Here is a 13497-nt window from a genome sequence, read left to right as displayed (position 1 = left end):
TCATCAACCGCTTTCATCAGCTCCACGATCTTCTCTTCCCACTCGGCTTCGCCGTTAAGGGCGCCCAGGGCAGATCCCTGAATCACCGGAATATCGTCTCCGTCAAATTCGTAAGAAGAAAGCAGCTCACGCACTTCCAGCTCTACCAGCTCCAGCAGCTCTTCATCGTCCACCAGGTCTACCTTGTTCATGAATACCACAATCTGTGGCACCCCTACCTGGCGGGCAAGCAAAATGTGCTCGCGGGTCTGTGGCATCGGACCGTCGGTGGCTGCCACTACCAAAATAGCTCCGTCCATCTGGGCAGCACCGGTTACCATGTTCTTCACATAGTCGGCGTGACCCGGGCAGTCTACGTGGGCATAGTGACGCTCATCGGTTTCATACTCCACGTGCGCGGTAGCAATGGTAATCCCACGCTCGCGCTCTTCCGGAGCATTGTCAATATCTGCAAATTGCTTGGCTACCCCACCATAAGTCTTCGCCATTACTGTCGTAATCGCTGCCGTCAGGGTAGTCTTACCGTGATCTACGTGTCCGATCGTGCCCACGTTCACGTGTGGCTTATTCCGTTGAAAGGTCTCTTTTGCCATGATTAAGCTGTTTTATTTAGTATTGTTATAAAATTGTTTCAAAAATTGGACCTGAGCCGATAGTCGGATTTGAACCGACGACCCCTTCCTTACCATGGAAGTGCTCTACCCCTGAGCTATATCGGCGTGGTTGAGCGAGCGACCGGAATCGAACCGGCAACATTCACCTTGGAAGGGTGACGCTCTACCAATTGAGCTACGCTCGCTTACGCGTGGGGGGAGCAGGATTCGAACCTACGAAGTCTCACGACAACAGATTTACAGTCTGCCCCAGTTGGCCGCTTTGGTATCCCCCCAGATGGTATCAATAAATCAAAATCGCTGAGCCAGTGACCGGATTCGAACCGATGACCGACGGTTTACAAAACCGTTGCTCTACCAACTGAGCTACACTGGCTTTTCGCGAAAGACTTCAAAATTAAGTATGATAACTTTGATTGTCAATAAACTTTTGAGAAAAAAAATTACTTTTTCTCCCTTTGTTCTTTCTCATCTTTTGGACGATATGAAAAATACACTTTCAACAGAATAATTAGAACAATTAATGCTAAAATTATTTTGCCATAATTAGACAAATATTCTCCAATAATTTGCCAATTATCGCGAACAACCCACCCTGCGCTAATTAAGAGGCTGTTCCACAACAAAGAACTAATAATCGAGTTTAAAACCGTGGGTACAATCTTAAGGTTGGACATGCCTGCTGTAAGTGAAATTACTGACCTTGTACCTGCTAAAAAACGGTTTGCAAGCACAACCCCTTGCCCCCATCGTCTCATCCATTTCTTTCCCCTTGCAAAATATTTATAATCGATAAACCTGAGCACGAAATGGCTATCTCTGTTATCCTCGATTTGCACTCCCCATTTATGCCCAAACCAGTACATTGTCATAAAGCCAAATACGGAGGCGATCACAGTAAGACTTAAAATTGGAAATATATCAATGATCCCTTCTGCAGCAAGATATCCCCCAAAAGCAACGAGTACATCTCCGGGCATGGGAGGAATGATGTTCTCGATATAAGCAATGCCAAAAAAAATCAGATAAACTCCAATGGGAGGCACCATACTGATCCATTCAACTATATTCTGGATGATCTGATCAGCCATCGCCCTTCTTTTGCTTACAAACCAAAACAACTGCATGAGCAGCCATTCCTTCTTCCCGTCCTGCAAACCCCATCCTTTCTGATGTAGTAGCTTTAACGGATACCTGATCAACTTTGCAATCAAGATCTGAGGCAATATTTTCTCGCATACCATCAATGTAAGAACGAAGTTTCGGACGTTCAGCAACAATAGTCGCGTCAATGTTTGCCAGTTCGTATCCTTTTTGCAGAATCAATTGATAACTTTCCCGAAGCAGGATTCGACTGTCCATGTTCTTGAATTGGGGATCGTTATCTGGGAAATGCGCTCCAATATCTTCAAGGGCAAGTGCTCCAAGCAACGCATCGGTGATAGCGTGCAGCAGTATATCAGCATCAGAGTGTCCCTTCAATCCTAACTCAAAAGGGATTTCTACACCTCCAAGGATAAGCTTTTGCCCCTCAACAAGCCGGTGCACGTCATAACCATATCCAATACGCAAGTCCATTAAAGCTGTTCTCCTAAAATTAATTCCGCAATTTTCAGATCTACGGGATATGTAATTTTAAGATTTTCACGATCTCCTTCCACCATTTTTACCACCCCGCCAATGCGTTCCACCAAAGATGCATCGTCTGTGCCAAAAAAACCCGCTTCCATCGCTGAGTCATAAGCCTCTGTCAGCAAAGATTTCCGAAACACCTGGGGCGTTTGCGCTTGCCAGAGTTCAGACCGATCAGGAGTAGCAATGATCTTTCCGGAGGCATCTACTTTTTTTATGGTATCCTTGGCAGGAACTCCAATTATAGCTCCTCCAACCTCGGCTGCAACCTCACAACATTGCGCAATCAGCTTTGTTCTTATGAAAGGACGGACCGCATCATGAACCGCAATGAGCTCGATGTCTACAGAAACTTCACTTAGCGCATTATGAATAGAAAACTGCCGCTCTTCCCCACCTTCCACTACTATAAGATCAATACCTTCAGGTATGTTTACTTTCATATTCCTGACGGTGGAAATATAATTTTTAGATGTGGCAACAATAACCTGTTTTAGATTTGGGAGAGCAGTAAACCGGGATACCGTATGCTCCAAAATGGTTTTATCCCCAATCCGGATGAAAGGTTTGGGGATATCATGGCCCAACCGCACTCCCGACCCTGCCGCCGGTATGATGAGCGACAGACTTTGCATTTTACAGGATCAACATTGCATCACCGAAGTCAAACATTCGGTAATCTTTTTTCTTGGCCTCTTCGTATGCTTCCATCAGAAAATCATATCCTGCAAAAGCAGCAGCCAGCATCAGCCTTGTTGACTCAGGTTGGTGGAAATTCGTGATCAGCCCTTCCGTGATCTTAAAATTGTACGGAGGATAGATAAATTTATCCGTCCAGCCTGTTCCTGGCTTTGACATCCCGCTTGCCATTACGCTGGTTTCAATTGCACGGGTAGTGCTTGAACCAATGGCAATAACACGGTTCTTTTTCTTTTTAAGTGTCTTGTTGATCTTGTCGGAAGTATCCTTAGAGATAAAATAATTATCTGAATCCATACGGTGCTTAGTCAGATCCTCCACTTCAACATTTCGGAAAATTCCCCACCCGATGTGCAATGTTGTTGGCAAGAACTCTACGCCTTTCTTTTCGATCTTTTCAACGAGCTCAGGAGTGAAGTGCATACCTGCCGTTGGAGCAGCTACAGCACCACGCTCAGTTGCAAATATGGTTTGATAACGCTCTTTATCTTCTTCAACAGGTTCTCGTTCAATGTAAGGAGGCAATGGCATTTTCCCCAGCTTATCGAGTTTATCATAGAGCTCCTGATTTGGGCCTTCGTACAGGAATCTAATGGTACGCCCGCGTGAAGTTGTATTATCTACAACTTCTGCCATTAACTCATCATCTTCTTCTCCAAAATATAGTTTATTGCCAATTCGAATTTTTCGCGCCGGCTCAACTAATACATCCCAAAGCATATTCTCGGGCATCAACTCGCGAAGTAAAAAGACTTCGATATCTGCTTCGGTTTTTTCTTTTTTACCATTTAACCGGGCCGGAAACACTTTTGTGTTGTTGTAGATCATTACATCATCTTTATTCACATATTTGTGAATTTCAGAAAAAGTAGTATGTTCAATTGTCTTCTCGGCACGATTAAGTACCATCAATTTTGCTGAATCTCTTTTTTTCAGCGGTTCTTCTGGAATATTTAAATCGTCAATTTCGAATTTAAAGTCGGTGAGCTTCATTTAGCTTGTTGGTATGTTTTCGGTACAGTTGGAAAAGTTGAATAAGATAGACTTTTTTTTATGGGATTTCAACGGGTCACTATTCCCGACGTGTTTATTCTTTACCCTTAATTGATTATACTTAAGTGTATGGTCAAACGTTGACTTGAAAATTATTTGATCGAGCTTATTATGAAAAAATTATTATCACTTACATTCATTTTTGCGCTGGTATTCAGCATCCCTCTTTCGGCTCAACTTCGATCTGATCTTGCAACTTCATCAGATTATACCGGCCCCATCATAAACGCAAAAACACCTACGGTTCAAAACTGGTTGAATAATTTTTTCAGTAATAAGATTACCATGAGTCATTCTTATTCCATGAATTTTGGATCTTACGGAGGTTCCTATCAGAATGTAAATGCGTACACCAATACCATGCAATTTGCTTTCACTGATAATTTAACCGGCCGGCTGGATGTATCTTTCTTGCATTCTCCCTTTGGTGGATCGGATTTCGTGAATACCAATAATAACCTCAATGGAGAGATCATTGTTAGGAATGCCGAATTGAATTATAAGATCAGCGATAACGCACACATCAGGCTTCAATACCAGCAACTTCCTTCCGGTTATGGTTTCTACAATCCGTACAATCGTTTCAGCAGATCTCAGTTCGATCCGTTTTTCACCCCTTATGGCCCATGGTACTAAGATCAGATTTTGTATTGTAGATGAGTGAAGAAAACGGCAAGAGTTCAACCAGCACAAATAACCTGCTTCTAAATACAGCCATCGGCTTTCTCAGTGTACTACTTATACTTTTGATAGGTGCACTTTTCACACGCATTATTTACCCACGAATTTTCAATGAGAGAGCTGATATCCAATCAGAATTAATCAGCGAGATCATTCAGATAGAAGTTCTGAACGGGTGTGGTGTCTCAGGTATCGCAAATGCTTACACCGGTTTGTTGAGAAGAAATGGTTTTGATGTTGTTGAAACCGGAAACTTTGAAACCTTTGATGTAAAAGAAACTATCATTATATCCCGGAGTGGAGCCATGGCTAATGCTTTGCGGGTTGCCAATGCATTGGGAGTTTCAGAGGATAATGTGATCCTTGAATCCTCTCCTGATTTTTACCTGGATGTAAGTGTGATCGTCGGTCACGACTATGAAAAACTAAATACCAATTAAATCTATTTTATGACCAACATTAAACAACCGGCAAAAGAACAATTTCAAAATGCCTTTACGCAAGACGCGCCAGACTCCAAAGAAATGGTGGATGTAATAACGGAAGCTTTACTAAGCAGAAAAGGCAATGACATAACTGTGCTGGATGTTTCTGAACTAACCACCCTCACTGATTTTTTTATTGTTTGCCACGGTAATTCTGATGTTCAGATCAAAGCCCTTGCCGATGTAGTGGAAGATGAGATGAGAGAAAAAGCAGGTGAAAAAGCCTGGAAAAAAGAAGGTACTCAAGGTCGTTCCTGGGTAATTCTTGATTATGTAAATGTAGTCGTCCATATCATGAGTAAAGAAAAACGTGATTTTTATGGTATTGAACGAATGTGGAATGATGCTAAGATAACCTATATAAAAGATGAGTCATGAGATTTTGGGTATTGTTCTTAGCTGGAATCTTAATTTACCTATCCGGATGCTCAACATCAGAACCGCTTACGGATCGCTTTCCAGATCTGGTTCAGGTTACCCCTCCCGAGCGTGTTCCCTACGTTGAAAAAGAGCTTAGCATATCTTCCATAGAATTGGTTTCTCTAAGAAAAGGGAAGGCTCTCCATATAAAAGGTCAATTTCCAAACGCTTGTACTGCTATTCTCAGAGCTGAAGGGAATGTAACTTTTGGTATTTTAGAAATTGACATGGTTGGCTGGCAGCTTTATAAGCAGGAGTGCGAACAATCTGCATCAGAGTTTCCTTTCTCTTACCTGTTTACAGGTGTTGAACAATGGGAAGATGTTGATAAAGTTTATATCAATGAGAAAGAATTTGTACTGAATCAATAACCTGCTTTTTAATTCATGTTTAAGATCCTGATCACTGAGCCCATTCCTGAAAAACCGATTTCATTCCTTGAAGAAATCGGGGAAGTTACCGTAGCACCTAAGGGGACTTATGACACCGAGGAAGCGTTGATCAGCCATATCCATGCATACGATGCTTTGCTTTGCATGCTTTCAACACCGGTAACACGCAATGTGCTTGAAGCCGGTAAAAAACTTAAGATCGTAGCTAACTTTGCTGTTGGATACGATAACATTGATATCAAAGCCGCTCAGGAATTGAATATAAAAACGGCCAACACGCCCGATGTCCTTACTGAAGCTTGCGGTGATTATGCGATGGGACTTCTGTTGGCTTTATCCCGAAAACTAAAAGAAGCCGAAAATTATTTGAGGGAAGGTAAATTTTCCGGTTGGGAGCCTTTAGGATTCCTTGGCATGGAATTACGGGATCGAACCCTGGGTATCATCGGTATGGGGCGCATTGGACAGGCTTTTGCACACAGAGCAAGAGCATTTGGAATGAACATCATATACCTGAACCGAAACAGGATAGAGCAAACCACAGAAAAAGAGCTGAACGCAGAATTTGTGGAAGATCTAAAGGAACTCGTATCCCGTAGTGATGTCCTGAGCCTGAACTGTCCTTTGACCGAAGAGACCCATCATTTGATCGATGAAGAAATTTTAGAACTCATGCCAAACCATGCTCTTTTGGTAAATATTTCACGGGGAGCCGTGATCGATGAGGAAGCCCTTGCTGAAGCTCTACATGACCAAAAGATTGCCGGTGCTGCGCTCGATGTATTCGAAAACGAACCTCAGGTGCATCCAAAGTTACTTACCGCTCCCAATACATTGCTTCTTCCTCATATTGCCAGCGCCACGTACAAAACCCGGGATGCCATCGGTATGCTGGCTGCAGAAGCCATCGAAGGGGTACTTAAAGGGAAACCGGATTCTGATATTCCAAACTTGATTCGCCGTTAATTTACGCTCATATTCGTTTTTCACTATGAGCCGCATCACTTTGAAATCCCCTATCGAAAATAAAACCTGGCTTTTTGCCTTTCTCCTGGCCTTGGTCGCCTTGGCATATGGAATTTTTGAAGTTTGGGCCGAGCACGACTACCCGCCCGAAGAGGAAAGAAAGCAACTTGCAGATCAAGCTCTTGATGAGGCATATCAAAATTTTGAGGATCAGCAGAAGGTTTTTCTTTCCCAAAGCCAGGATTTCACCTCCCTCATCGTTGAGATCATCAATTCTTCTGATGAGGATAACCAACAAGCCATTGAAGAAGCCGAGGATCGTTACAATTTTTGGGGATTTTCAGTCTTTAAAGACCGGGACCTTTGGGTATGGTCTGAATTCGGACCTAATCAAATGCCTGAAGGAATCTTTCCTGAAAGCAAAAATACATATCAACCCAATATTGGCCTGGAGCGCAATAATAACGTTACTTTTTTAAGCTTTAGGTCTACCCTTGATATGGGGAAAGCAGACTCCACCGACTACCATATCTTCACCCGAAGAAAAGTAGAACAGAAAAACATACTGCCCATAGGCGATAACTCGGAGCTTTCAGCCAGCCGGTTATTTCAAAGTCAATCGTCTTATCCTGTACACTTTAGTTTTTTTGAACCACCACCGGAACAACCTCTCAACACAAGGATACTATCCACTCAAAACTCCGATTCCGTTGGGTTAGCCTATACCCTTTCAAGTGATTACCAGCAGTATCAGGAGCAGCAAGAGAACCAATATTTCATTTACAGGGCCATCTTTTACGCCCTCATCATCGTTCTTTTTACCCTGTTTCTTCTTTCTGTTTCACAAGAACTGACCCCATGGAACTCCCTTTTCCTGAAGCTTGCAGCCATTATATCGGCATGGTTGTTTTTTGCCAATATAGAATATGGGGTTGGGTGGATACAGATCTTCGATTTTTTAAACCAGTCCGATTATCGTTCTTTTCAGGAACTTATCACCTATTCCATTCACAGCTTTTTCATTTTTCTACTCGCCTTGGTGAGTTTCAAACCGCTCACTTCCTCTGAAGTTCAACTAAAAAATTACACCTTGCCCGTCAAAATCACATTTTACGTGATTTTTGGAGCATTGGGTGCCTTCCTCTTCTTCTTTCTGCTTATTGAAACGTACACCCTTCTTTCGGAAGCTCCCATACCGGTACTCGATCTTGAAGTGTTCCCAAGTACCGTCACCCTGATCTTCTATTTTGCAAGCGGACTTTTCGGGATTTCTGCTTCCCTGGTTTTGATTTTGTTTGGATGGTTTTTGGTAAGGCAGAGCTATTCCATAACGAGATCATTAGTATCCATGATCCTGGGTTTCAGCCTTGCTACCGTTTTAATGTTCCTGATGGTTCCTTCTTTTTCTAAACAAGACTGGATCATTTACTTAGGAAGCATCTTTTTCCTGATTGTTTTGGTTTTCATTTTCATCTCTCACCGGAATCCCACCTTTTTCAACAATGCTTCAAGGTTGAGGCTTCTTTTGCTCTTTAGCTACTTTTCAGTCAGCCTGACTTATGTAGCCATTTATAAAGGTTATTCAGACAAACTGAACGAACAGATGAATGACGCTGCTCAACTCTTTATCAGTGAAGAGGAATCGCAGGCAGAACAGATCACTCAAAACCTGCTTACCAATCTGGAACAATCATTATCAGGTTTAACACAAAATGACTTACTGGAGCGGCCCGACTTTGTAGAGTCACTCTTTATTCAGCAAACTCAGCAGCACATTTCAGCGGAATGGGAACGTTTTTCTATTTCCACTCAATTGGTTAATAATTCAGGTGAGATCATTGGTGAATACTCCTCAAATCTAAATTCTCCCGCCTGGACGAAAGCTTTCAACATGTTCTCGCTTATCATTCCATTCGAAGCTGAGCAGATCCGTATTCAAAACCTTCGCCCTATCATTCGTGAACGGCCTTTGAATGAAGCTAACACTAATTATTCATCTTTCAGAAGAGGCTGGATTCCTTTATATGAACGAAATAACGAAACCAGAATTGGCTGGATACTCACCTCTGTTTACCGGGAGCGCCCACAGTTTGAGAAGCCACTCAGGGCAGTCATCGCTTCAGAAAACAGTGAGGACTGGAATACTACCATAAACATCACCGAATACATCAATGGCCGGTCAGCCAGAACAAATATTTTAGGTCCGCCCCTGGAGCTGCCAAGCAACCTGCGCCTGCCGGATGAACTCATCTCAAAAATACAGGAAGACTCTACTTTGTATAGGGTTATTCATGAAGCAGACCTGAATATTCGTGAGTTTTTTATTGCCAACTCCGATGAACAGATCATAAGAGCTGCTACCTCGCATCCCGGGTTTGACAATCATCTCTTTTCAATGATCCGTTTTTTCTTTTGTGTGTTAGGGGTGGGATTTATTCTTTTTGGCCTGTTATTCTGGAGAAAAGAATTCAACATTTTCGGACAAAGCAAACGATTCAGAGATCGGCTTATCGACCGCTTTATACTGGCATCATTATTTTGCCTAATGGCATTGATGACCACCACCTATTATGCCATCAGCAGCCAAACACAGAAAAGCATTCAGGATCAGCTTTTAAATAAACTCAGCAACCTGACGGAGGCAATCACGCTGTATGAATCCGAATCAAATGAGTCTTCTGAAATTCCCCTCAGCCAGCTCACTTCAACACTGGATGCCGATGCTGCCTTATATCGCAACCAGGTACTTGCACTTTCTACAACCACCCAGATCTACAGCCAGCATTTGTTGCCCCGTTTGCTTCCATGGGATGTTTACAATTCAATCATGGAACGCGGAAACAGGCAGGTTACCCGTATAATCACCCTTGGCGATCTTCAGTTACTTATTGGCTATCAACCATGGCTTAATGAGGAGAATGAGATCGCAGGAATTGTTGCCATTCCAACTTTTTTGAATGCCCCAAAATTTAACGAACAGCTGCTTTCAACTACCAGCTATCTGCTAGGGCTTTATGTGATCATCTTTGGGTTATTCATACTTGGAGCGGCTCTTATTTCAACACAGCTTACTTCCCCACTGGAAGCACTTCGGGATGGCTTGAAAAAAATCACCGGAGGTGACCTTGAAACCACGCTCCCGGTCAGAAGTAAGGATGAGATCGGATCTTTGACAAATGCTTATAACGTAATGGTGTATCGCCTTAACGACTTACAGGATGAACTGGCGCGAGCTGAACGTGAGGCTGCCTGGAAGGAAATGGCTCAACAAGTGGCACACGAGATCAAAAATCCGTTGACCCCCATGAAGCTTAACCTGCAACATTTGGAAAGGCAGCTAAAAGCATCAAAGGAAGATTTTGCAGAAATGAAGCCTAAAATAGAAAAAATAGCAGCGAATATGATCGAACAGATCGAATCGTTGAACCAAATTGCTTCTGACTTCTCAAAATTCGCCAAACCAACAGAGCAAGAATTCAAAGAAGTTGAGGTTAATGAGTTGGTGCGCGCAATAGCTGATCTGTATGAACCGGAACAACGACTGACGGTTAAAACAAATTTATATAAACGAAAGCTTTGGATTTCGGGGGTAAAAGATGAGCTTCGCAGGGTACTTATTAACCTGGTTAAAAATGCCCATGAAGCTATGCCCAAAGGAGGCACGGTAACTTTAGTCACCTCTCTTCAAAAAGAAATGGTCAGCATATCCATAAAAGACAATGGAGAAGGTATCCCCAAAGAAAGCCGCGACCATATCTTTGTGCCCAACTTCTCCACAAAAAGCAGTGGTACCGGGCTTGGCCTGGCCATCACCAAAAAGATCATTCAGGAGCACAATGGAGAGATCTCATTCACCTCTGTTAGTGGAGAAGGAACCACATTTATCATTCACCTCCCATTACTGAAGAAGTAGTTTTCTCAATTTTACCAATAGCTAAACTTTATCTCATTTCTTGCATATAAGTCCGTACCTTTGACGGCTCCAAATTCCTATGAAATATCCCAAGCAAGAAATACAAGAAGAAAGCCGGAAATTACTGGCTATCGGCAGCCCTATCATCGCCACACAGCTTATTAGTATGGGCCTCAACTTCACTGATACAGTGATGGCCGGAAATCTCTCTGCCTTAGACCTGGCGGCCGTAGCTATCGGAAATGCGATATATATGCCGGTGGGGATTTTTTGTATGGCTACCATGATCGCCATCAACCCGGTCGTTTCACAATTCCTTGGAGCCCGTAAATTTGACGAGATCGGTAAAAGCGCCCGACAGCTTTTTTGGCTGATCCTGATGCTGGCCATTCCTGCTTTCTTCCTCTTGCGGAATCTTGACCTGGTAATGGTATGGATGGAGGTAACTCCTGAGATCATTCCTATAGCAGATGGATACTTAAAAGCCATTTCCTGGGGTATACTCCCTTTGCTTGTATATGCCGGAGCCCGTTATTTCAGCGAAGGACTTTCTGTAACCAAACCGGCCATGTTTGTGGCAACAGGTGCACTGATTGTTAATATCGGAGCGAACTATGTGCTGATGTACGGCAAACTCGGATTCCCAAAACTTGGCGCAGTTGGCACCGGTTATGCCACAGCTATTGTGAGTTTATTTGCGGCTATAACATTTGTCACATTCCTGGCTTTCTTCCAACCTTTCAAGCGGTTCCATATATTTGCCCCGCTAAAAAAACCGGAATGGGAATACATCGGAGAATTGATCAAAGTGGGTGTTCCCAATGGGGTCAGTTCGTCTATGGAAGTACTGCTTTTTGCTTCTGTCAGTTTGTTGATGGGCACCCTTAGTGTAAAGGCAGCGGCAGCTCATCAAATCGCCATTAATGTGGCCGCTACTATGTTCATGATCCCCTTTGGACTTTCCCTGGCAATTTCCCAGAGAGTCGGTTTTTCCATTGGACAGGGATCTCTTGAAAAGGCTAGGTTTCGCGGCTTTGTGGGTATAGTGATTTGTGCCGGCGTGATGACCTTCACCGCTATCCTGTTGTTCCTGTTTCCGGAGTTCATCATCGGAATTTACACCAGTGATCCTGAAGTAACCTTTGTCGCTGTTTCTTTACTGTTCATGGCGGCCGTTTTTCAGATCTCTGACGGACTGCAAGTTGGCGGTTTTGGAGCACTTCGAGGGTTAAAAGACACAAGAGTTCCCATGGTTGTCAATTTCATCTCCTATTGGGTGGTTGGGTTTCCAACCGGGTATATATTGGGAATTCACCTGGGATACGGGCCTGAAGGACTTTGGATTGGACTGATCTGCGGATTGACGGTAGCAGCCTTTCTTCATAACTATCGTTTCAACAAACTTACCAAAGCAGCATCAGGGCTGGATTATTAATCTGATCTATTCATTTATGCATTTCCGTTTTCCAGGAAATGCGAAAGCGAATGAACTTCACTTGCAAAAGGTTGGGATAACAAATACAAATTGTTATTCTGTCACATGGGTGTTTTCATTCACGATATTGCCACTTCAGTCCCTCCCTATTCCTCTGATCAACGGCATATACGGGACGTTATGAAAAAATTTCTGGGTTCTGACCGGAAATCTCAGGCCATCATTCATCGTATCTACAATCAATCCGGAATAGAGAGACGGCATTCGGTAATTGAAGACTTCACGCCAAACGAAAAGGGCGAGTTATTTTTCAATGGCCAGGTAAAAAATGATCCGGGAACCTCGGCTCGAAACAAGATCTATGAGCGGGAAGCTAAAAAGCTTTTTGTGGATGTTGGCAGAAAATTATTGGCTGACAATTCTTCAATCTCTTCCGATGATATCACCCATGTAATCACCGTTTCTTGTACGGGTTTCTTTGCTCCGGGGCCTGATTTTGAGATCGTAAAAGCGCTTCAGTTAAAACCAACAACTCAGCGCTTTCATGTGGGTTTTATGGGATGTTATGCGGCATTTCCTGCCTTAAAAATGGCGGAGTCTTTTTGTAAAGCTGATCCGAACGCGACCGTTCTTTTAGTTTGTGCCGAACTGTGTACAATCCACTTCCAGTTCAATAATGAAGTAGATAATCTTTTATCCGGTTCCGTTTTTGCAGATGGAGCTTCCGGCCTCCTTATTTCTTCAAAAGAACCGAAAAAGACGGCTTTCCAGATCAAGCAATTTGCATCTTCATTGGCACCTAATGGTGAAAAAGATATGGCCTGGACTATTGGAGACAACGGATTTGAGATGATTCTTTCTACTTACGTCCCAGACATCATACGTGAAAATCTGAATTCCGTTATTCAACCTCTTTATGAGCAGTATGGATTGCAAACCAAAGATATTGACCGCTGGGCAATTCACCCCGGTGGCCGTTCTATACTCGATAAAGTGGAGGAGACCCTGGAACTTCATCCGGAACAAATTGACGCTTCCAGAAAGGTATTAGCTAACTATGGAAATATGAGCAGTGCCACGGTTTTGTTTGTTATGGATGAATTACTTCGTGCAGACCTGCCTTCCGGGAAAAATATTATTGGAATGGCTTTCGGGCCCGGACTAACCATTGAAAGCGGATTATTCACTATGTATCATCCATCCTGAA

General features: G+C 43.2%; 13 protein-coding genes and 4 tRNA genes. 8 read left to right on the top strand and 9 right to left on the bottom strand.

The window, feature by feature from the left end; all coding sequences use genetic code 11:
• From B151_RS19010 to queA, 9 genes are all read right to left on the bottom strand, one after another.
• On the bottom strand, window positions 1–593 hold a 593-nt coding region (locus B151_RS19010; protein ID WP_020404627.1), incomplete at its 3' end, for a GTP-binding protein.
• Between the two features lie 54 nt (window positions 594–647).
• A tRNA-Thr gene (locus B151_RS0115820) sits at window positions 648–719 on the bottom strand.
• A gap of 7 nt (window positions 720–726) precedes the next feature.
• Window positions 727–799: transfer RNA gene (locus B151_RS0115815), tRNA-Gly, on the bottom strand.
• A gap of 7 nt (window positions 800–806) precedes the next feature.
• A tRNA-Tyr gene (locus B151_RS0115810) sits at window positions 807–889 on the bottom strand.
• 28 nt (window positions 890–917) lie between these two features.
• Window positions 918–990 (bottom strand) — tRNA-Thr (locus B151_RS0115805).
• A 67-nt stretch (window positions 991–1057) separates the two neighbouring features.
• Window positions 1058–1705 carry a DedA family protein gene (locus B151_RS0115800; RefSeq protein WP_020404626.1) on the bottom strand — a complete coding sequence of 216 codons (648 nt, stop codon included), beginning with the start codon at window positions 1703–1705 and terminating at the stop codon, window positions 1058–1060.
• The gene (gene ispF, locus B151_RS0115795; protein ID WP_026166703.1) at window positions 1698–2186 is read right to left on the bottom strand and encodes a 2-C-methyl-D-erythritol 2,4-cyclodiphosphate synthase; all 489 of its coding nucleotides are present in this window, start codon (window positions 2184–2186) and stop codon (window positions 1698–1700) included. Before ispF ends, B151_RS0115800 begins: the two co-directional genes overlap by 8 nt.
• Window positions 2187–2191: 5 nt before the next feature.
• Window positions 2192–2881 carry a 2-C-methyl-D-erythritol 4-phosphate cytidylyltransferase gene (gene ispD / locus B151_RS0115790; protein WP_020404624.1) on the bottom strand — a complete coding sequence of 230 codons (690 nt, stop codon included), beginning with the start codon at window positions 2879–2881 and terminating at the stop codon, window positions 2192–2194.
• A gap of 1 nt (window position 2882) precedes the next feature.
• Window positions 2883–3938: a tRNA preQ1(34) S-adenosylmethionine ribosyltransferase-isomerase QueA gene (gene queA, locus B151_RS0115785; RefSeq protein WP_020404623.1), complete on the bottom strand. Its 1056-nt coding sequence runs from the start codon at window positions 3936–3938 to the stop codon at window positions 2883–2885.
• A gap of 171 nt (window positions 3939–4109) precedes the next feature.
• Here queA and B151_RS0115780 point away from each other — a divergent pair, with 171 nt between their 5' ends.
• The 8 genes from B151_RS0115780 (at window position 4110) to B151_RS0115745 (ending at window position 13496) form a co-directional block, all read left to right on the top strand.
• On the top strand, window positions 4110–4634 hold the full coding sequence (locus tag B151_RS0115780; protein ID WP_020404622.1) for a hypothetical protein: 525 nt from the start codon (window positions 4110–4112) through the stop codon (window positions 4632–4634).
• Window positions 4635–4654: 20 nt separating this feature from the next.
• A complete protein-coding gene (locus B151_RS0115775; RefSeq protein WP_020404621.1) occupies window positions 4655–5119 on the top strand; it encodes a LytR C-terminal domain-containing protein in 465 nt (154 codons plus the stop codon).
• A gap of 9 nt (window positions 5120–5128) precedes the next feature.
• On the top strand, window positions 5129–5542 hold the full coding sequence (gene rsfS / locus B151_RS0115770; RefSeq protein ID WP_020404620.1) for a ribosome silencing factor: 414 nt from the start codon (window positions 5129–5131) through the stop codon (window positions 5540–5542).
• Window positions 5539–5955 carry a hypothetical protein gene (locus B151_RS0115765; RefSeq protein WP_020404619.1) on the top strand — a complete coding sequence of 139 codons (417 nt, stop codon included), beginning with the start codon at window positions 5539–5541 and terminating at the stop codon, window positions 5953–5955. The genes rsfS and B151_RS0115765 overlap by 4 nt, the downstream gene beginning before the upstream one ends.
• Before the next feature lie 15 nt (window positions 5956–5970).
• Window positions 5971–6942, top strand: a complete 972-nt coding sequence (locus tag B151_RS0115760) for a 2-hydroxyacid dehydrogenase (protein WP_020404618.1) — start codon at window positions 5971–5973, stop codon at window positions 6940–6942.
• A 25-nt stretch (window positions 6943–6967) separates the two neighbouring features.
• Window positions 6968–10855, top strand: a complete 3888-nt coding sequence (locus tag B151_RS0115755; protein ID WP_020404617.1) for an ATP-binding protein — start codon at window positions 6968–6970, stop codon at window positions 10853–10855.
• A 79-nt stretch (window positions 10856–10934) separates the two neighbouring features.
• Window positions 10935–12290: an MATE family efflux transporter gene (locus B151_RS0115750; RefSeq protein WP_020404616.1), complete on the top strand. Its 1356-nt coding sequence runs from the start codon at window positions 10935–10937 to the stop codon at window positions 12288–12290.
• Window positions 12291–12395: 105 nt separating this feature from the next.
• Window positions 12396–13496: a type III polyketide synthase gene (locus B151_RS0115745; protein ID WP_020404615.1), complete on the top strand. Its 1101-nt coding sequence runs from the start codon at window positions 12396–12398 to the stop codon at window positions 13494–13496.
• Window position 13497: the final 1 nt, after the last annotated feature.

The sequence above is a fragment of the Gracilimonas tropica DSM 19535 genome (assembly GCF_000375425.1).
Lineage (GTDB): Bacteria > Bacteroidota > Rhodothermia > Balneolales > Balneolaceae > Gracilimonas > Gracilimonas tropica.
The sequence above is the reverse complement of the archived record's forward strand: the minus strand, read 5'-3'. Positions and strand labels throughout refer to the sequence as shown.